The following is a 19,240-nucleotide window of genomic DNA, read 5'->3' as shown; positions in this document are numbered from 1 at the left end:
GGGGCTAGTCGGTCGTTGGGGGAGAGACTGGAGTGTAATTCGGGGAAAGGGAAGTTGGGCCGAAAAAGGGGAATAAGATTCCCGGCCCGGGGCCTTGGATGCCGGGGCCTGGTGATTGAGGAAAAGAGGACATCTGTGGCTGCATGCAACTGCCTAAATCATTGCTAAGACACGAGTTGCAGGTGTTCTCGGTATGGTTGACAGGATTACGAATCATTCTGGCTGCCTGCCACTGCTGCTGGGCAATTGTTCGCAGGCGATCGGCAAGCGGATAGTCCATCCGGGTTTCTGCGTCGGCTGCCAATTGTTCTAGCTGGCGAGCTTGTGCTTGAGTTTTCTGGCAAATCGTTAGCAACAGGGCATCGATTTCGGTGGAATCAACCGTCGTTAGGGGGCCATCTGCTGAAGAAAGGCTATTTTGCTGACTGACCGCTGGCTCCTTCTCGTCTCGGACGAAAGTGATACCGAGTTCTTTTGACTCGAGTGAGAACTCGGCCCCTAGTTCTTGGCGGAGCTTTTCAACTTCTTGCTGAATCTTTTGAGTTGCGGCATCGCCATCGAGCATCGAGTTATTCATCCAGGCACTGCCCAAGGAAGAGCCTTCTTGTTTCGAGTCTGGGTCAGCCAGGGCGAAGGTGGGGGCTGCTAGCAAGATAGCCCAGGCGGTTAGGCGAGTCAGATTGGGCATCGTTTCAATCCTTTTAAGGGGGTGGCGAAGGCATCGTGCGCCCTTAAAGTAGCAAAATCTGCAAAATCAACCAACTTTGTCTCAAGAAACTCGGTGCGATTCGCATTGACGTCCAACGGAGACGTCTCGATAATCCGCTGCCCAAATTCGATAGCTATCATGGATGCCACACGAGGTTGGTGAATGAACCTTCCCAAATGGAATTGGATTGCCATGGTCCAGGCTGCTTGCCTGGTCGCGCTATCCGTATGCTTAGTCGAGGCGCAGCAGCCAGACCAGGTTGATGGCCAGCCCTATATCGAAGACATCGAGCCGCTACCCAAGACGATGTTGCAGGCCCCTACGGTTGAGGTTCAGGCAGAGCGATCTTTTGAAACGCCCGGTTCAACGGAGCATTGGTTTGGTGGCTTTGGGCGGGGGCAGTACGCGCATCGCTTCGATATGATGCACAAGAATCCAGACGACCCTGCTCGCTATATTGGGTTCGGTCAGCCCTTGATCGGAACGAGTTGGCGCAACCGACCGATCCATGCAGACGTGTTTGGCGGTACGATCATGTTGCAAAACTTAATCCCTGGCGAGATCGACCAGGCTGCTGCCTTTTTTGATGGGGTTCGCCTCGGATACGACTTTGATCACTATTGGGGAATGGAAGCTCGCTTCGGCTTCGCGGAAGGGCGACTCATATATCCCAGCAACACGGCGATCTCCGGCAAGAGTCAGCTGATCCTGGTTGACTACAGCATGCAGTTTTATCCTTGGGGAGACTCGACCTGGCGACCTTATGCGACCTTTGGTTTAGGGGCGGCTATCTTTCAATACGATGACGAATTCGGACGGACGCGAGATCAGACGCAAGTTTCGATGCCATTCGGTTTGGGCATGAAGTATTTCATTCATCAGCGAATCGCACTTCGCTTTGAGCTGCTCGACAACGTGACCTTCGGTGGGACCGATGCTCAGTCGGCCAGCAATTTCTCGGTTACTGCGGGCTTCGAGTATCGCTTTGGTGGAAAGAATCCCAGCTATTTCCGCTGATGCCGAGCGGTCTAAGCTTGCAAGAACAAAAAAAGAGGCACGTCCGATTGAACGGACGCACCTCTTTGTAAGCCCCCCTGGCTTGTTTTGTTGTTTACATCGATCCGCGACCGAGCTTGGCAGGGTGGCGACCCCCGTGAGCCGAAGTTGGGTAGCTTGGTTGAGGGATGCTTTGTGTCTCGTAGTACACTTCGTCGGAAGGTGAGGCAGGTGTGGGCACCATCGATTTCATAGGGCCTGTCGAGTGGGGAATCTCGGAATCGTAGATGATGGTTCCTTCCGCTGGGATTGTTTCGACGTAACCGCTGTTTCTGAACTTGGCTTGGGCGGCACAACTGGTGCATTCCGCTTCGGTATCGCAGAGCCCGTTGCACGAGTCATTGCCACGGCGAATACCCAGCAGGCCCGGCCGGCAAGGGCCAGCTTGTGGGCCGGCATAGTTTCCAAAGCAGTCGCACGGATCACACTTCGGCGGATCCGAGATCCATTCGCCCCAGTAGATTTCGTCGGAGCAGCCACCACCACAAGTCAGGTTATCGCGAATTCGCTGACGCATTTCGGCAAAGGGAATTCGGGGTAGGCAGATGTCGTAGTTGGGGCCGCAGTCTTTTTTGCATGTCGAACCGCCAGAGCAAGTCTCGCCGCACGTGCTTCCACAGTCGCTGCATCCGCAGCCAGACTCAGCGGTCACATCGGCGAACTGGCAAGAGTTGCAGCTGGGGACGGTTCGGCAACCGACCGCAGCGATCATTGCAACCGTGAACAAACCAAGGATTAAATGACGGGACATCATTTCGAGATCTTTCCTGCAGACATCATGCGAACTGCCAATCGAAAACGATTCGCAGGGCGGATGGGTATCGTGACGCAGAAATGGATATCGGTTCGGAAAGTCGTTGCAATCGAGAAAATTGCCGTAATCGGCAAAGTTTGCCAGAAGAATAAATTTATGACGGCAATGCTGTCACTGCCGTCGGCGCATAAAAAAAACCGTTGTGATCCGCCCCCAGATGCACAACGGCTTTTGGCTTCGACTTGCGTCTCGGCACTTTTGATATTGGTAACATCGACCATGATTCCCACCTTCGCAAACGATCCTGCTTCGTAATTCGGTTAACCACATGAGGTCAGGGGGGTGACGACAGGGACTTTGCTGGCAGCGCAATAAAAAGGCCGTCAAGTGGGGCAGGTACTTGACGGCCTTGACAAGATGGCATCGCCATCCGTCTTTGTTGATGGGTGTTCTTTGGTATTGAATTTAGTAATCGGCATTACGTTGGTAATGGTGCAGTGGAAATTTGTCGGCCATTAAGATCGGGCAAAAAATCCAATTAGTTGTCGAAAATCTATACGGAAAGCCTTGAGTCTCGAAGGATCAAAAAAGTGGCAACATTATCCTTGATCTGCAAGGCAGTCATCCTGCCGTGAGGACGCTGAAAAGGAGTTTTCTGCCGCAGGGGGCGTCTTACTGAATCTTCCGAAAGTAAATCGCCAGAGAGTACTCCAAAACGAATAAGCGAAGGTGCTCCAACGAAAGTCGTGGACTTCGCATGTGCCAAAACATTGGGCCAAGTCCTCTTCTTCTCCGCGATAAGACGCTGGGAAACGTACAATCAATTGCATGCCGCTGCCGGCTTGTTGCATTAAACCAGGAAAGAGAGATCCCCGCGCGATCGAGTAGGGGCCATCTGGGATTTCGCAACAGCGTGTCGGTCCGATCAAAAAGCGACGATAGCGAAACTCCCAACCAGCGGTGGTCTGCACAAGTTTGCCAAGCGTCATCCACGGTAGGTAGCCGGTAAATGAAGAGAAAACGGTAAATTCGGTCTGGCGAGGTTCGATCGGTTCGCGACGGAACAACGCAATATCGTAGGCCAAGCGAAACCCCAGCAGCGTCGTGCGGAGCGATCGCTCGAAGGTTAGTAGCGACACGAGCAGAATCGGTAACGCGATCACAAAGCCAAGCACCGGGTGAACCCAACACGCGGCGTACATCACCACCAAAACGAAGACCCTTCCCACACGCAGAACCGTGTCGACCAACGGAAACGGATTGATCAGAATCAACACTTCAAACACGTTGCTAAGCACCCAGATGCTTGTATAAAAAGCGAACATCAAGGTCAGCAGCGCGATCGCTAGGGTGCCTGAGAGTGGGCCGCTAGAACTAGAGACGTGAATATCGAGCAGTTGATAGATGAGTCGAAAGCCGACTAAGAACCCGATTAAATGGAACAGGATGCCTAATAGGTCCAAAGGCATTTTCAGGTAACTGGCAAATGTAAGAACGGTATCTTTCAACGCCACAAGCAGCGTCATCAAGATAATCGGAATGAAAAACCAAGGTTGGTACAGGAAAATCAGGGCTTCACGCCGATCAGGCTCGGTTAAGAAATAGACCGTCGGGGAAGTTACTGAAAGGACAAGCAGTGGCGACATGCCGGTGGCCGTGATTCCGACAATATCTCCTAAACCGTTAACCACCATCCCGGCACGTCGCCTTCCGAAAAAATCGGACAAGATACTTTGAGGCGACGTATATAACTTGGCATCCGAGGTTTCCTCAGATTGAGCCGCTGGCGGGACAGCGTTCGTCGTAGTTGCTTGGGCAAATGCCGAGTCCAGCGGCCAGAGCAGTCCAAGCCCAAGAACGATCAGCCAGAAACCAGGTTTCCAGAAAACAGAGATAAGCCGAGGGCAACACATCGTGGTAGCTTGCTCGTCTGGGGGAGGGCTGATTGAATTCACACGGCTCTATCATAACGTTATTACCCTTCCCGTCGCGAATATTGAACCGCTGCGCAGAAAACCGAGAAATTGCCCCTCGATCTGGCCGAACTCCCCGCACAAACGTTGCCAGTGGGCTCTGTCCCGTTGACATAAATCTCGTCGCTAGTTAGCGTAAACCAAAGTTCGAGACACTTCGCCTAACGGTCTAGGTGACTCAAACCAGGGAGGCGAGCCGAATTGGTTAGGGAGCGGATTTGAAATCCGTCGCCGGTTACGCCGGTTGCAGGTTCGAGTCCTGTCGCCTCCGCTAAAAAAAGCCACTTGCTAATCCGCAGGTGGCTTTTTTCGTATTGGTCAAGAGGTTTGCCATTCTAGGGCAACTGTAACACCAGTGGTGATTCACTAGCGACTTTGGGGGTGATGCGAATAGCGGAGCCTCCCGTAGTAACGCTGTACTCTTCTATCTTGAAGCCGGGAGGAAGTTGCAAGGTGAATTTGCCTTCGGCGTCGGTCTTCGCCTGGAAAGCAATTCGGCCTTGTTGGATGGCGATTACCTCGGCGTTGGGGATTGGCCGGTCGTAGGCATCCATCAGTTTGCCTTCGGTCGGATACGTCGGCCTGAGTTCGATTGGGGGCAGCTCGAATTCTTGCGCGTCGAGTGGGATATCGCTTGTGTGCGGCGTGCTGTTGTCTTCCAGCCAGTGCATGTATTTCGTCGGCTTGGAAATCAGTTGGACCGAGACGCTTTGGCCGGGCAGCACGCGGGCTGTGTAGCTGCCATCTTCGTCGGAAAAGGCATGCTGTATGTTGAGGAAACCTCCTTGGCTAACAATCAGCCATGCCCCTGGGACCGGCTGCTTTTTATCTTGGGTGAGAACTTTTCCGCGAACTTCAATGGTGGGCTCGAAAGGAATCGTTACTTGGGAAGTTTTCTTTGCGTCGACGTTTAGCGGCCCAGGTGGGCGTGCCTGAAAACGTTTGTCTTCACCTGGCAGTCGAGCATGGATGACATATTCTCCTTCCGCCAGTTCGGCGATGACAAACTTTCCTTGAGCATCAGCAGTCGTCGTGGCATTCCCACTGCTGCCAGACGAACCGAAATTGGTGGGAGAGACAGATATTTTCGTTCCGGTGAAGTCGAGATCGCTAGTAGCCGTTAACTGGCCTTCCACATGTCCGGCGGGCTTGAGTTCGATAGTATTGATCGACGGTGCATTATCTCCCGTCTCAAGGTGAATATGCTGCTCTCCATAGCTGTCGGCTGTGACAATTACCGAGCGGAGACGTTTTGGACTGCAGGCAGGCAATTGAATCTGCCCCTGCGTATTTGTAACGCCGCTAAGTAGTTCTTGCACAGTCACTGGTACTAATTCAAAACCTTTCTCCGTCTTATAATTCAGCGGCCCAACGCGCGCACCTACGACAGGTTGCCCACTAGTTGACTCAATATAAATAGCCGCATCGGTCGCTTCTGCTAGAATCAAACCTATCGGCTCGGTTGAGTCTTGCTTGAGTTGTGGAGCGACCGATATCGAACCAATCTGATGGCCAGCAGCGTAGCCCCACAGTGTACCGATGCTGTAGGTGCGATCTTCGGCGACTGCTTGGCGGGGAACTAGCAGCGAAAAGCGGCCTTCGTCGTCTGCGACCGTTTCGACCAATATCTCACGGTAGGTCTTAGGCAACCAAAGTTTAGCCTGAGGAATGCCTTGACCGGCGGGGGTTAGCACTTGCCCAGCTAGGCGAATGTGGTCCGCAGGAACTTCACCATCAAACGGAGGTGGTGTCGGTTGAGGCTGGGCCGACATCGATTCGGTTTCTGGTTGGTTCGGAGATGTTTCTTCCATGCCCAGGTCGACCGTTTTTTGTGTCCCCGGTTCGATAACAACCGGCACACGATAGATGACATCGGCATTTCGCGAGGGTCTGCCGTAGCGCATCGACTCTTGAACGGGACCATAGACTTGAATTTGATATTTGCCCGGAGAAATGTCGTTCAGTTCGTAGCTGGTGCCATTGTTGGAGAGGGTAGCTCCGTAAGACTTCTCTTGTCCACCTAAGCGAATATCGCTGATCTCTTTAAATCGGTCTCGATTGATAAGTCCTTTCAGCGAGCCGGTTGCTTGCGTTGAGATAACGATGTTGGTTCTCTCTTGCTCGTCGAGACGCTCAACGCCTGTTTTGCGCCCCTGCGAAACGCCACCACCCCAATAAGCGATTTCAATATCGGGGCTGGGCAAGACTTCTTCAAAGCGGAAGCGTCCTTCGTTATCGGTCGTCGCGGTTAAAAATTGAGAAACCTGGGCCATCGATTCCAACTGGCCTAATTGCACCATGTTCCAGTTGAAAGGGAATGCATTGCGAAATCCGCTCCGGCGTTTGTTGGCAGCGATCAAGCGAAGCTGAACCCCAGGCACCGCCTTGCCAGCAGCATCGACAACCTGACCAGCGAACGTCTTGAGCATCGAGCGGTCGATGGCTTTCAAACGAAATTCTTCCGGCTCGGCGTTGGCTTCGGTGGCGGCGACAACACGAGTATGAATCTCTTTTTGGTAGCCATCGGCTTGAATGGTGACCTGCAGGGGCATCTTGGCAACTAGTTGCCGTATTTCAAAGGCTCCTTTCGCATCGACGACGCGTTCTCCATTGCTCGCGATTTCACCACTTAATGATCCGCTGGCATCGTCCGGTTTTTTATCGGGGGAGAAGTTGATTTTAATCGTGTAATTCGTAACCGGTTGGCCTGTTTGGTCGTCAACCACCGTTCCTCGAATCATCCCTGCCGGTAGCATCCGGACGATAATAGGCTCGGTACTATCAATAGGAAAATCTTGCTGAAGAATGGTGGAATAGTTCGGCTTCCGGAACGTGAGTGGTGCAAGTGGGGTTAAGGAGGTGAGTGTGAATGTTCCTTCCCCATTGGTTTCGGTTGCCCTGCGTAGTTCGATTTCATCACCGATAGGACCACGATAAATAACTGAGACACCAGCGAGCGGCTGGTCGTTGTCGTCGAGCACAGTGCCGGTTATCGTGCGGCCTGGTTCCAAGGTAATATCGTAGACCGCTGGTTTGTCTTGCGGACCTGGCGTGACGGTCAGCTTCTGCGGAGCGAATCCTTCGGCTTGAACGAAGACGATACGTTGGCCAAACAGTTCGTATAAACTTTCAAGGAGGTATTTCCCGTTGGCATCAGTTTCTGTCTCCCGAACCAAGTTCGACGAACGACCATAGTTGCTCAGCTTGGCACCAGGAATAGGCTTCCCTTTCGGGGCCAGAACGCGTCCTGTAATCGATCCACCGAAAGGGCTACGCGGCAGCGTGATATCAAAGAGTTGTTCTCCCATTGGGGTGCCGTTTGGCTGCAGAACCGGCGAGATTGCTTCGTAACCATCCTTGGTGACAAATAATTTGATTGCCCTGAAAGGAAGGTAATCGAAACGAAACTTGCCTGCGGCATCGGTCGTGGTGTATTCCAGTTGACCACCGCGAAGGCCTTCTTCGAAAGCACTCAAGCCAACATCAGAAACAGGGTTCCCTTGATCGTCACGAACGGTGCCATAAGCGGCAAAACCAGGTTTCAGCTTAACAGTAATAGGGAAGCTGTCGTTGCTGGAAAGTTTTATGGTCTGGCTTTCCTCACCGTAGCCCTTGGCTTGCACTTCAAAGGGCCAGTCTTCGGCAGTAAGCCCATGGATCACGGCGATTCCTGCGGCATTGGTAGAATGGTCGCGCTGTAGATCGGACCACGGCAGGCGAACTCGGGCATCTGGAATAGGCGTGTCATCCGAGTCTTGCAAGACTTTGACTACCAGCGATGGGGCCGAACTCAGCTTGAGTTCGACCTGGTCTCCAGGGTTAACCCGCTGCTGCTTAAACCGTTTCGCACGCGTGGCCATGTCTTTATAAAACGCGGCAATACGGTGATTGCCAGGCTTGATGTCGGTAAACTGAAACTTCCCCTCGGCATCGGTTTGTGTAGTGAAGTGGTCGTAGTTGCTTTTCGCTTGGTTGTAAGTCAACAAGCGAACCTCGGCACCCACAGCCGGTTGCCCATCGGGCAGGAGGACGTTGCCTTGGATTGATTGGGGATCTTGTTGGGCCGCGTCTTCTTGAGCTAAGGCCTGCGATGCGAGTGTTAGGCCAGCGGTCGTTATGGCAGTCGCACCGATCAAGATGAGCAGGATCGTAGAATCTTGCAGGCCGATACGCTTTGCTAATGGACGCTGGGTATCGATGGCCCGTTCAACCCGCTCTTCGATTTCTGACTTGCGCGCCATTCCCACCGACAACGGTTGCAAGCGGCCATGTTGCTGAGAAACCCGTGCGGCCATCTCTAGCAAGATACGGGCATATTGATTGCGTTCGCCGGTTTCGCCGATTACTGCGTCGTCGCACGCATGTTCGGCCAGGTCGGTCAAACTGTGCTGAAGCCACCATGAGGTTGGGTGGAACCAGTAAAGGGTTGTGCAGATGGCAGCCAGGCAAGCGGTCAGTGGATCGCGCCGGCGTAAATGCTCGGCCTCGTGCGAAAGGACCATCGCCAACAGCGAAGCGTCCCAGGTTTTCCAGTCTGCGGGAAGTAAGATCGTCGGCTGCCAAATCCCTTGGCACAGCGGAACGGTAATCGCCGACGATTGAACCACTTTCGCACTGCCTGCCAAGTGGGCGACAGCGGAAGGTAATTCCACTCGATGACTGTCTTGCAGCAGTTGGCGACAATGATAAACGGCCCAGGCCAAACGCACACTCATTACCAGCCCGCCAGTTAAGTAAATTGCTGCCACCAAAACCACTAACCCATCGATGCCGCGTGGCCAGGTGGAAGAAGTCGGTGGATTATTAGGAGCAGGCAAGACCACCGGGGCCGCGGCTACCGGCGTGTGGGTTTCAGCCATTGGTGGCGCGATTTGTGGTAGAGTTGGCCCTGACGGGGTGTTTTCTGCGGGAGGAAGGGAAGCTTCAAGCGGCTTCGCAGGAAGAGGCTGGGTGGTTGGCTCTGCGGCGGTGACAGGGATTGTTGGTGGAACATTTGCGGACGCGACTTCCGCTTGTGGTGGCGGTGCTTGCCAGGCGAGAAATTCGGTCCCGGGAACTGGGATCGATGGAGCAAGAACGGCCAGCAGAGGCATGCCCAGCAGCGCAAGCAGGCAAAACGACCAGGCACGATGAGCCCAGGTTGCACTACGAACGCGGGCAATCGTCAGGCCAGCCCAGACCAGTATCGACAGTAATAGAGCTTTCAGGGAAAGAGTCAGCAGCAGCCCTGAAAGCCACCATGCGTATGCGATCAATAAGGAAACGTTCACGGCCTATTCTCCTCGTTTTCGACGTGGCTTCTTGCTCGGGGCGGTTTGGTTTTTCGCTTGCTTCTCTTGCTCAGCAATCTTGTCGGCCAGCTTTCGAAGGGTTTCTGGCGAAACGACTTCCCGATCGACCATGCCCAGTAATAACGTCTCGATCGAGCCACCACAAAACCGCTCGATGATCGACCGCACCGCATCGGCGGCCACGCTTTGCGAGCGAACCTGGGGCGCGTAGACATACGTGCGGCCATCCAGGCGATGACTCACATACCCCTTTTCCTCTAGGCGACGAAGTATCGTGCGCACGGTCGAATCCTTGAGCGGCGGATCGGAGTCGAGCTGCTGACGAACCTGATCGGCGGTGACTTCTTGCTGCTGCCAGACAATCGTCATGACCTTGTTCTCAAGGTCGCTTAGCGGCGGCTTCTCTTGACGGGCCATGCGTTCTCCTTTGTGCTACATGGTGTAACGCTAATGGTTGTAGTGTTACGCGTTGTAACTGTCAATCGAAAACGCCTGAGACGAAGGTAAATAGAGAGTTGAAATTCTCGCAAGAAATTTCTGGCACGCTGCTTGAATCTGGCTGAAAACTAAATAAGAATACATGCACAATCGATTGAGCAAAATCGACTGTACTCATCCCCCATCCTGCAATGCCTGCCCAGAAATTGAAAAAAACACGCGCTAATTCGACCTTGAGCGATGTTGCCAAAGCGGCCGGAGTAAGTGCTTCGACCGCTTCACGGGCACTCAATGGGCTCGCACAAAAGTACCGCATCAGTGAAACGACCGAGCGGTTAGTTAAGGAATCGGCTGAGCGGCTCGGCTTTCGCCCCAGTCAGGTTGCCAGGTCGTTAAGGTTGCAGCGGACAGGCTTGTTAGGGATTGTGGTGCCTGATTTGGCGAACCCCTTCTTCTCTGCGATTGCTCGTGAAGTGACGGTCGCTGCCGAACTGGGAGGCTTTTCGGCGATCTTGGCCGATAGTGGTGGCTCGGTGAAAAAAGAACGGGAGCTAATCGATCAACTTCAGGCCCGTCATGTTGAGTCGCTAGTTGTTTGCCCTGTTGGTCTTGAATTCGATCACCTGGCCGGAGCAATGCAGCGAGGTTTGCCGCTGGTTGCTGTTGATCGGTGCCAAGCCAACTCGTCCTTGGTCCAGGTAACCTCCGACCATCTGGCTGGGGCCAAACTCGCGATGCAGCTGCTGCTCGAGAATGGACATCGTCGCATCGGTGTTTTGCAAGGGTTGCCAGGGACCTTGCCTACCGAGTTGCGGCGGCAAGGGGTGCGAGAAACACTTGCCCAAGCGGGCATTCCGTTCGATCCTCAATTGGTCGCTGGCGATCAGTTTTCGGAACAAGCTGGTTATCACTCTGCCCGTGAACTGCTGACCACATCGCCTGATCTGACGGCGTTGTTCGCGATGAGTACGCCCAATGCATTTGGCGCGTGTCGCGCGGCGAGTGAACTTGGTTTGCGAATCCCTCAAGATTTGTCCTTGCTCTGCTTCGATGATGTCGCGTTCGTTGAGTTCATGAAAGTGCCCCTCACAACGATCGCCCAAGATGTGCCTGAGCTGGGGCGACGGGCCGCCAAATTGGTGACCGAGCAAATGCAAACAGGCAACCCTCCGCGTAAGAAAATGCACAAAATCCCCGTCAAACTGATGTCCAGGGCATCGGTTGGAAAGGTCCCCTCCTGATGAAATGGTTCATGCCACTGCTGGTTCTTTTGATTCTTCCACAGGTTGTTTTCGCAGAGGAAGCCCGAAAGCCGGTACCGGTTATTTTCGATACCGACATTGGCAACGACTGCGACGATGTGCTGGCACTAGCGATGCTGCATGCCCTTGAGTCGCGTGGTGAGTGCAAGTTACTCGCCGTTACGATCACGAAAGATCACGATCTTGCAGCGCCGTTTACCGATTGTGTGAACACTTTTTACGGGCGCGGAGACATTCCGATTGGTGTCTGCAGCAGCGGTGTCACGCCCGAAGCGGGGAAGTTTAATCCGTTAGCAAGTGCCAAAGATGACGGCAAAATGCGTTATCCGCACGATCTTGTGTCGGGGAAAGAAGCCCCTGACGCGGTCAGTGTGCTTCGTAAAACCCTGGCCGCCGCCGAAGATGGATCGGTGGTCATTTGCCAGGTTGGTTTTTCCACGAACTTGGCCGACTTGTTAGAGTCGCCAGCGGATCAGTACAGCGAACTAAGTGGAATCGATTTAGTGAAGCAGAAAGTTCGTTTGCTCTCGGTCATGGCCGCCGCGTTCACCGATATCCCGGACGGAAAAACGGGCGAGTTAAAACGTTATCGCGAGTACAACGTGTTCAAGGATGTTCCTTCCGCACGGCGTCTATTCAGCCAATGGCCAGGGCCGATTTTATGGAGCGGTTTTGAAATTGGATTGAACCTCCGCTATCCGCACGAGAGCATCGAACGCGATTATGGCTACGTCGATCACCACCCGGTGGCCGAGGCGTACGAAATTTATATCATGCCGCCACACGATCGTCCCACTTGGGATCTGACGTCGGTCTTGGTTGCCGTTCGGCCAGAGCATGGCTATTTCGATCTTTCGTCCCCAGGCAAGGTTACCGTGGAAGAGGATGGCTATACGACCTTTGTCCCGGCTGAGGGAGGCCGCGATCGGTATTTGATTTTGCGAGACGAGCAGAAGCCACGCATCCTTGAAGCGTTAACGCTCCTTTCGAGTGAGCCGCCGCATGCTTCCTCAAATTCGACTGCGAGCGAAAGGTAATCGGGATGTCTGATTCGTGCGCCCGGCCGCGTGTTGTGGTGGTGGGTTCGATCAATATGGACCTGGTGCTAAAGTGTGCCCAGTTCCCTCAGCCTGGCGAGACCATTGCTGCCGATTCTTTCAACGAAGTTCCCGGCGGGAAAGGGGCAAACCAGGCCGTTTCCGCCGCCAGGGCAGGGGCATTGGTCAAGATGATTGGCCGTGTCGGAGACGATGCGTTTGCCGGTCGCTTGGTGGCTGGGCTGCAGCAGTGCGGCGTCGACTGCACTTCGGTTTGGTCAACCGAAAAATGCGAAAGTGGCCTCGCGTTGATCTTGGTCGAAGAGAGTGGCCAGAACACGATTGTCACTGTGGCCGGGGCTAACGCTCGGCTATTGCCAGCCGACATCAAGGCCGTGCGAAACGTGATTCAGGAGAGCGATGTCGTTTTGCTGCAGTTGGAAGTGCCTTTGGAAACCGTGCGTCAGGTTATCGAAATCGCCGCAGAAACAGGAACCCGCGTCATCCTCGATCCGGCTCCAATTCCGCAAGGCTTGCCGAACGAGTTGCTGCAAGTCGATTTGATTTGTCCGAATGAGCGAGAAGCGGAGCAACTCACCGGGCTATCGATTACCACACTCGCAGAAATTGAAGAGGCCGCAAAAGGGCTTTATCAACGTGGCCCCAAGCATGTGGTGATAACCTTGGGCAGCCAAGGGGCGTATCTCTTCGACGAAAACGGTGGGCGGTTGATCCCTCCTTTTCCAACCGATGCCGTCGATACCACTGCCGCTGGCGATGCGTTTGCCGGAGCGTTGGCCGTGTGGTGGGCTGAAGGTGCCAGCGTAGAAGAAGCCGTGCGAATGGGAAACGCGGCGGGCGCGATTGCGGCTTCACGGCTCGGCGCTCAGCCTAGCATTGGATCTCGTGCTGAACTTGAACAACTTGGAAAACCCCAATCATGAAACGACTACTCTTAATCAGCCTGCTGCTATTGAGTGGCTGCTCGAGCGAACCAGCTTCTCCCAAGGGAGACCACGGCAACGCCGACAAACCGAAGGTTGCTTTGATTATGAAATCGTTGGCCAACGAGTTCTTCTCGACCATGGTCAAAGGGGCCGAGACGTATCAGGCCGAAAACCCTGATCAGTTTGAATTGGTCGTCAACGGTATCAAGGACGAACGGGACTTAGGGCGTCAGGTTGCGTTGGTGGAAGAGATGATCGCCAGCAACGTCGACGCGATTGTGATTGCTCCGGCAGATTCCAAGGCCCTGGTGCCGGTGCTCCGCCGGGCCAAGAAGGCGGGCATTGTAGTCGTGAATATCGACAACCGCCTCGATACCGAAGTGCTCGCCGCAGAAGGTGTAGAAATCCCATTTGTTGGGCCAGATAACAAAGCGGGGGCCAAGCAAGTGGGCGCCTATCTGGCCAGCAAACTCAAGCAAGGGGACGGCGTTTGCATCTTGGAAGGCGTACTAACTTCCTTCAACGGCCAACAACGTTTTGCCGGGTTTGCCGAGGCCATGCAAGACGCCGGAATTAAGGTCATTGATCATCAAACGGCGGAATGGGAGATGAGCAAAGCCAACACCATCGCTTCGTCAATGCTAAGCGAACACCCCGAAACCAAAGCGGTCCTCGCTGCTAACGACAGTATGGCATTAGGAGCGGTTGCCGCCGTCAAGGCTGCGGGGCGAAGTGGCGAGGTGTTGATTGTGGGCTTCGACAACATCTCGGCCGTCCAACAAGCGATTCGTGATGGAAAAATCTTGGCGACGGCCGATCAGCACGGCGATCAGCTGGCCGTGTTTGGGATCGAAAAGGCCTTGCAGCTGTTGCAAGATCCCCAGGCGGTTGTCGAGGACGTCGAAACGCCAGTTGATTTGATCACACAAGAGTCGTTGACAAAGTGAACACCGTGGCGGAGCCCTTGTTAGAACTCGTAGGCCTGACGAAACGCTACGGCGAGCAAACCGTTTTGCGAGATTGTCCGCTATCCGTGCGCCCCGGCGAAATTCATACGTTGCTGGGTGGCAATGGAGCTGGTAAGAGCACGCTAGTACGTATGGTGGCCGGCCTGGTAAGTCCGACCGCTGGCGAGATGAAATTGGCCGGTAAACGATACGCTCCGCAAACCAAACGCGAGGCAGAAAACGCCGGCGTGGAAATCGTCCAGCAAGAGTTTAATCTCATTCCAACTCTCTCTGTAGCCGAGAACCTCTTGCTGACGCGAATGCCTGCTTGGGGCAGTGTGATTAATCGCCGGGAACTGCATCGGCATGCTCAAGCGGCGCTCGATCGACTTGAACTCAAGGGAATCGCTACCGATGCGATTGTCGAAACGCTGGGCGTTGGCCAACAACAGATGATCGAGATTGCGGCGGCACTCGACCGAAAGTGCCGTTTGCTGATTTTAGACGAACCGACGGCCGCACTCAGTACCGGCGAAGCCGAGTTGTTGTTTCAGTGGCTGGATAAGCTACGGGCTCAAGGGGTGGCGATTATCTATATCAGTCATCGCTTGGATGAAGTGTCTCGACTGTCCGATCGAATCAGCGTCCTACGGGATGGAGCGTATGTGGGTACTTACGAAGCTGCTCGGCTGACGACCGATCAAATGGTCGACCTGATGACCGGCGATGTCCATCTGGCCACGCAAAAGCATGAACCTGGCAATGCCTCCCCAAAAGCAGAAACCCAGTTTGCCCTCCGTGTTTCGGGGCTAACAGGGGGAATCGTTCACGACGTATCCTTTGAATTGCGTCGTGGCGAGATCTTAGGAATCTCGGGGTTGGTCGGTTCGGGACGGACGGAACTATTACGCTTGATCTTCGGTGCCGACGTGGCGACCGCAGGCAGTATCTATGTTGGCAGTGATGCCAGGCCGCATCGATTTCGTCATCCCAAGCAAGCGGTGGATGCCGGAATCGCCATGGTGACGGAAGATCGCAAAAAGAACGGCTTGCTTTTGCCGCAATCGATTCTAGTGAACAGCACTTTAGCCGCGATGGAGAAGTGCTTTAGTCGCTGGGGGCTGATTCGTGCACGAGCCGAGTCCGCGTCTACCGAGCAGCATCGGCAAGCGATGGAAATTCGCTGCGAATCGATCCAGCAACCGGTTCGTACGTTAAGTGGCGGAAATCAGCAGAAAGTGGTCATAGCCCGTTGGCTAACGACCGGCGCCGACGTTTTCCTGCTCGACGAACCGACACGAGGAATCGATGTGCCAGCACGGCGGCGCATTTATCGATTGGTCGATACGCTGGCTGCCGAAGGGAAAGGGGTTGTTATCGTGAGTAGCGACCTGGAAGAACTGTTGGAAACATGCGATCGGATTGCCGTGATGTCCAACGGAAGATTAGTCAAGACATTTAACCGCCCTGAGCTATCGCACGATGCGATCATGCAGGCCGCTTTCTCTGGGTATCTCGATCAAAAGGCCCCTGCGTGAACCAGCGATATTTCCGGAATTGGGCGATTCAGTATGGCGGGCTCCTTTTAGTGTTGGCCGCCATGGTTGCTGTGTTTAGTTGGCAGAGTGATAACTTTCTGCAGCGTTCGACTTTCACATCGATTGCGAATCAAATTCCAGACCTGACACTCGTAGCCGTGGGGATGACCTTTGTGCTGGTGATTCGGGGCATCGATCTTTCAGTGGGGGCGATCTTGGCGTTGTCTTCGGCGGTGCTAGGGGTGTTGATGGTCGATGCTGGCTGGTCGCTTTGGGCGGCGATTCCTATTTGTCTCTTAAGTGGGACAGTGTGCGGGCTGCTCAATGGCGCGGTATCGGTTGGGCTGAGTATCCCTTCCTTCATTGTGACCCTCGGCATGCTGGAAATTGCACGTGGCGTAACCAAGAAGATCACCGACTCACAAACCAAATACATCGGTTCCGCAGTCGAGGGAATTGGGGAACCGCTTCCCTATATTCACCTTTCGCCAGCCTTCCTGCTGGCGTTAGCGGCGGTGTTGATCGGGCAGTTTCTGTTAACGCGGACCATCTTCGGGCGATACTGCATCGCGATCGGTACAAACCAAGAGGCGGTCAAAATGTCGGGCATTCGCACCGAGCCCTATGCCGTTTGCGTGTTTGCCTTCAGCGGGCTATTGTGCGGGCTAGGAGGGCTGGCGCAGGTTTCGCGATTGTCGAGTGCTGACCCTAACGCAGCGATTGGCCTAGAGCTTTCGGCGATTGCCGCTTGCGTGATTGGTGGCACCAGTCTGATGGGAGGCCGGGGGAGCGTTATCAGTTCGTTTATTGGGGTGCTGATTATCTCGATTCTGCAAACCGGCTTGGCTCAGATGGGCGTTTCGGATGCGAACAAGCAGATTATTACCGGGGTGGTGATTGTCGTAGCGGTGCTGATTGATGCCCTCCGAAATCACTTTCGCCGTTAATTGCTGGATTTTGTGCCAGAAACTAAATGCTTGGCCAGGATCAACTCGGACTGGTGTATTTTCAACTCATCGTACCTTCCTCTCAGATAGTTATCTTCAATTCCTTTATGCTTCTTTGGCAACTGCCAGTGAAGTACCCACCTTGAACAATTCGCGAGAAAGTCATGAAGAACCTGCTTGGTATTCTTGGTTTATTCCTCTTAACGACGACGACTTTCGCAGCAGACACTTCGCCTGCGAAAATCATCGATGTGAAGAAAATATGGGACGAAGCTCCCCACAACGCATTCACAGACCTAATTCGTTATCAGGACAAATGGTACTGTGTGTTTCGTGAAGGAGGGGGGCATGTATCGAAGGTCGGCTCGCTTCGGGTGCTTCGCTCTGAAGATGGGAAGAACTGGGAATCGGCCTCGTTAGTAACCTCTGCAGATGCCGATTTGCGCGATGCGAAGATTTCTGTTACGCCTGATGGAAAGCTTTGCTTGGCAGGGGCAGGAGCATTGCATCAGCCAGCCTCGGCGAAACATCAATCGTATATCTGGTACTCCGAAGATGGCGAAAAGTGGAGTGACGCGATTCCGATTGGTGAGCAGAATTTTTGGATTTGGCGAGTGACCTGGCATGACGGTAACGCCTACGGTGTTGGCTATAGCACGGTCGAGCCTCGGGCGGCAAAGCTCTACAAAAGCGAAGATGGCAAGACCTTTGAGCAGGTCGGCGATAAATTTGATGTGGAAGGCTACGCCAACGAAACCGGCTTGATCTTTTTGGAAGATGGAACGGCAATGTGTGTGTTGCGCCGCGATCCAACGGCCGCTTTACTCGGTACGGCGAAGGCACCTTACACCGATTGGACTTGGCAAGATCTGGGAATCCGTGTGGGGGGCCCAGAGCTGATCCTACTGAAAGATGGTCGTTTCATCGTCGCAGGCCGAAGATATCCTGGCGGTGCTAAGACGGTTGTCTGGGAACTCGATCCCAAGCAAGGCAAGCTGCACGAGTTGGCGACACTCCCTTCCGGCGGCGATACCAGCTATCCTGGCTTAGTTGAATATGATGGCAAGCTGTGGGTTAGCTACTATTCCTCGCACGAAGGGAGAACGAGTATTTACTTCGCGGAAATCGAGCTGCCCAAAGACTCTGTGCTGGAAGATGCTGCCGGCTAAAACCACTGCAAAAGAAAAAGATTGATGAACAAGGGAAGTGAACGGGAGTCGCTGTTAGAAAAGCTGGGTTGTCTGGTCAAACGCACGACTCCTGAGGGCTCAGAGGTTTCCGTTGAAGAAGCCACCCAAGCGGCGGAACGATGCGCGGCCAATGTGTTGCGGGCAGTTCGTGCTCATATCGGCACGCTCGAACTGCTTTTGGTATGGCCCAATTGCCATTAGGGGCCAGCGTGGTAGTGGAAATGATTTTAAGATTACGTGCTTAGCGGCTTTGGCTGCTAGGCAAGTCATTCAACCAGGCGAGTCGTTTTCGCAAAGAACGGCTCGCCTTATTTCGTATACAAGAGTCGCAAGCCAAGTCCTGCTTGGTTTTCTAGCTTCTGCGAGGTAGTGGTTTGCCGATTGGTTACCAGCACATCTAACTCATCGAGATCGGCGATATGTCGCATCGCATGATGGCCAAATTTGGAGTCATCGGCTAAGACGGCAACTCGGTCGGCATGCTTAATCATCAGCCGCTCGCTCTCGACGACATGCTCGTTGTCGTTAAAGATGCCGGCTTCTGTAATGCCTCCTGCTGAAAGCAATGCCCAGTTGGCGTGGTACTGCACAATGCCAGCTTGGGCGCTCGGTCCGACTAACAGACCCGAGCCAGGGAAGAGGAAGCCGCCGGTCAGGAAGATCTCCCACCGCCCACGTCCAGCAGTACGACTCTCGATCGCTGCTGCCAAGGTAAGTGAATTGGTGATAATACGGAGCTTGACTGGGGGCAAGCATTGGGCAAGCTGCAGGGTGGTGGTTCCGCCATCCACAAAGATCACATCCCCCTCGCTGAGCAAGCGACTTGCCCGCCGCGCGATCTCGAGTTTCTCGTCCGCATGCTGAACTTCTCGGGCGGTAAAGGGAAGCATGCCTCCTTCGTTGGCCATGCGAATGCCTCCGCGCACTCTTTGCACGAGCCCGCTTTCCGCTAGGTGGTTGAAATCACGGCGAATCGTGGCAGGGCTCGCAGCAAAGCGGCCCACCGCTTCTTCAACATGCAAGGTGCCTGTCTCGGCAAGCAAACGAAGTATTTGATCGTGTCGGTCTGGACGCATGGTGTCTCTGATCAAAAGTAATCAAATTCAATCACTTTATCTAATCGAGTACGATTCAAGTTGCAAGCAAAGAAG

The 19,240-nt window shown here is 54.0% G+C and carries 16 protein-coding genes and 1 tRNA gene; 10 read left to right on the top strand and 7 right to left on the bottom strand.

The annotated features are described in order from the left end of the window. Positions 1–4: 4 nt before the first annotated feature. On the bottom strand, positions 5–688 hold the full coding sequence (locus DTL42_RS05260) for a hypothetical protein (protein ID WP_114367612.1): 684 nt from the start codon (positions 686–688) through the stop codon (positions 5–7). Between the two features lie 183 nt (positions 689–871). Between DTL42_RS05260 and DTL42_RS05255 the strand changes: the two genes are divergently transcribed. Then, a complete protein-coding gene (locus DTL42_RS05255; protein WP_114367611.1) occupies positions 872–1,726 on the top strand; it encodes a porin family protein in 855 nt (284 codons plus the stop codon). A 94-nt stretch (positions 1,727–1,820) separates the two neighbouring features. Here the strand turns inward: DTL42_RS05255 and DTL42_RS05250 are convergent, their stop codons facing one another. From DTL42_RS05250 to DTL42_RS05240, 3 genes are all read right to left on the bottom strand, one after another. Continuing rightward, the gene (locus DTL42_RS05250; protein WP_114367610.1) at positions 1,821–2,519 is read right to left on the bottom strand and encodes a hypothetical protein; all 699 of its coding nucleotides are present in this window, start codon (positions 2,517–2,519) and stop codon (positions 1,821–1,823) included. Further along, positions 2,516–2,800, bottom strand: a complete 285-nt coding sequence (locus DTL42_RS05245; protein ID WP_114367609.1) for a hypothetical protein — start codon at positions 2,798–2,800, stop codon at positions 2,516–2,518. Before DTL42_RS05245 ends, DTL42_RS05250 begins: the two co-directional genes overlap by 4 nt. A 318-nt stretch (positions 2,801–3,118) precedes the next feature. Beyond that, on the bottom strand, positions 3,119–4,474 hold the full coding sequence (locus DTL42_RS05240) for a hypothetical protein (protein ID WP_147274170.1): 1,356 nt from the start codon (positions 4,472–4,474) through the stop codon (positions 3,119–3,121). 205 nt (positions 4,475–4,679) lie between these two features. Between DTL42_RS05240 and DTL42_RS05235 the strand changes: the two genes are divergently transcribed. Then, a tRNA-Ser gene (locus DTL42_RS05235) sits at positions 4,680–4,763 on the top strand. A 64-nt stretch (positions 4,764–4,827) separates the two neighbouring features. Here DTL42_RS05235 and DTL42_RS05230 read toward each other — a convergent pair. Continuing rightward, positions 4,828–9,762, bottom strand: coding sequence for a M56 family metallopeptidase (locus tag DTL42_RS05230; protein ID WP_114367607.1), 4,935 nt, complete (start codon positions 9,760–9,762; stop codon positions 4,828–4,830). A 3-nt stretch (positions 9,763–9,765) separates the two neighbouring features. Then, a complete protein-coding gene (locus tag DTL42_RS05225) occupies positions 9,766–10,200 on the bottom strand; it encodes a BlaI/MecI/CopY family transcriptional regulator (protein ID WP_114367606.1) in 435 nt (144 codons plus the stop codon). A gap of 254 nt (positions 10,201–10,454) precedes the next feature. Here DTL42_RS05225 and DTL42_RS05220 point away from each other — a divergent pair, with 254 nt between their 5' ends. From DTL42_RS05220 to DTL42_RS05185, 8 genes are all read left to right on the top strand, one after another. Beyond that, the gene (locus DTL42_RS05220; protein WP_234824078.1) at positions 10,455–11,462 is read left to right on the top strand and encodes a LacI family DNA-binding transcriptional regulator; all 1,008 of its coding nucleotides are present in this window, start codon (positions 10,455–10,457) and stop codon (positions 11,460–11,462) included. Between the two features lie 11 nt (positions 11,463–11,473). Further along, the gene (locus DTL42_RS05215) at positions 11,474–12,520 is read left to right on the top strand and encodes a nucleoside hydrolase (RefSeq protein ID WP_425305513.1); all 1,047 of its coding nucleotides are present in this window, start codon (positions 11,474–11,476) and stop codon (positions 12,518–12,520) included. A gap of 5 nt (positions 12,521–12,525) precedes the next feature. After that, entirely contained in the window at positions 12,526–13,464 is a 939-nt protein-coding gene (gene rbsK / locus DTL42_RS05210; RefSeq protein ID WP_114367603.1) for a ribokinase, read from the top strand. Then, the gene (locus DTL42_RS05205) at positions 13,461–14,414 is read left to right on the top strand and encodes a sugar ABC transporter substrate-binding protein (RefSeq protein ID WP_114367602.1); all 954 of its coding nucleotides are present in this window, start codon (positions 13,461–13,463) and stop codon (positions 14,412–14,414) included. The genes rbsK and DTL42_RS05205 overlap by 4 nt, the downstream gene beginning before the upstream one ends. Before the next feature lie 5 nt (positions 14,415–14,419). Further along, positions 14,420–15,952 (top strand): sugar ABC transporter ATP-binding protein, encoded by a 1,533-nt coding sequence (locus tag DTL42_RS05200; RefSeq protein WP_234824077.1) that lies wholly within the window; start codon positions 14,420–14,422, stop codon positions 15,950–15,952. Further along, positions 15,949–16,899 (top strand): ABC transporter permease, encoded by a 951-nt coding sequence (locus DTL42_RS05195; RefSeq protein WP_234824076.1) that lies wholly within the window; start codon positions 15,949–15,951, stop codon positions 16,897–16,899. Before DTL42_RS05200 ends, DTL42_RS05195 begins: the two co-directional genes overlap by 4 nt. A gap of 164 nt (positions 16,900–17,063) precedes the next feature. Continuing rightward, the gene (locus DTL42_RS05190; protein WP_114367600.1) at positions 17,064–18,068 is read left to right on the top strand and encodes a sialidase family protein; all 1,005 of its coding nucleotides are present in this window, start codon (positions 17,064–17,066) and stop codon (positions 18,066–18,068) included. Between the two features lie 24 nt (positions 18,069–18,092). Beyond that, complete coding sequence (locus DTL42_RS05185) at positions 18,093–18,290, top strand: hypothetical protein (protein WP_199590026.1); 198 nt, start codon at positions 18,093–18,095, stop codon at positions 18,288–18,290. A gap of 107 nt (positions 18,291–18,397) precedes the next feature. Here the strand turns inward: DTL42_RS05185 and DTL42_RS05180 are convergent, their stop codons facing one another. Continuing rightward, entirely contained in the window at positions 18,398–19,165 is a 768-nt protein-coding gene (locus DTL42_RS05180) for a DeoR/GlpR family DNA-binding transcription regulator (protein ID WP_114367599.1), read from the bottom strand. Positions 19,166–19,240 lie beyond the last annotated feature (75 nt).

The sequence above is a fragment of the Bremerella cremea genome (assembly GCF_003335505.1).
GTDB lineage: Bacteria > Planctomycetota > Planctomycetia > Pirellulales > Pirellulaceae > Bremerella > Bremerella cremea_A.
Note: the sequence above shows the minus strand (reverse complement) of the source record. Positions and strands in the feature narration are given on the sequence as shown.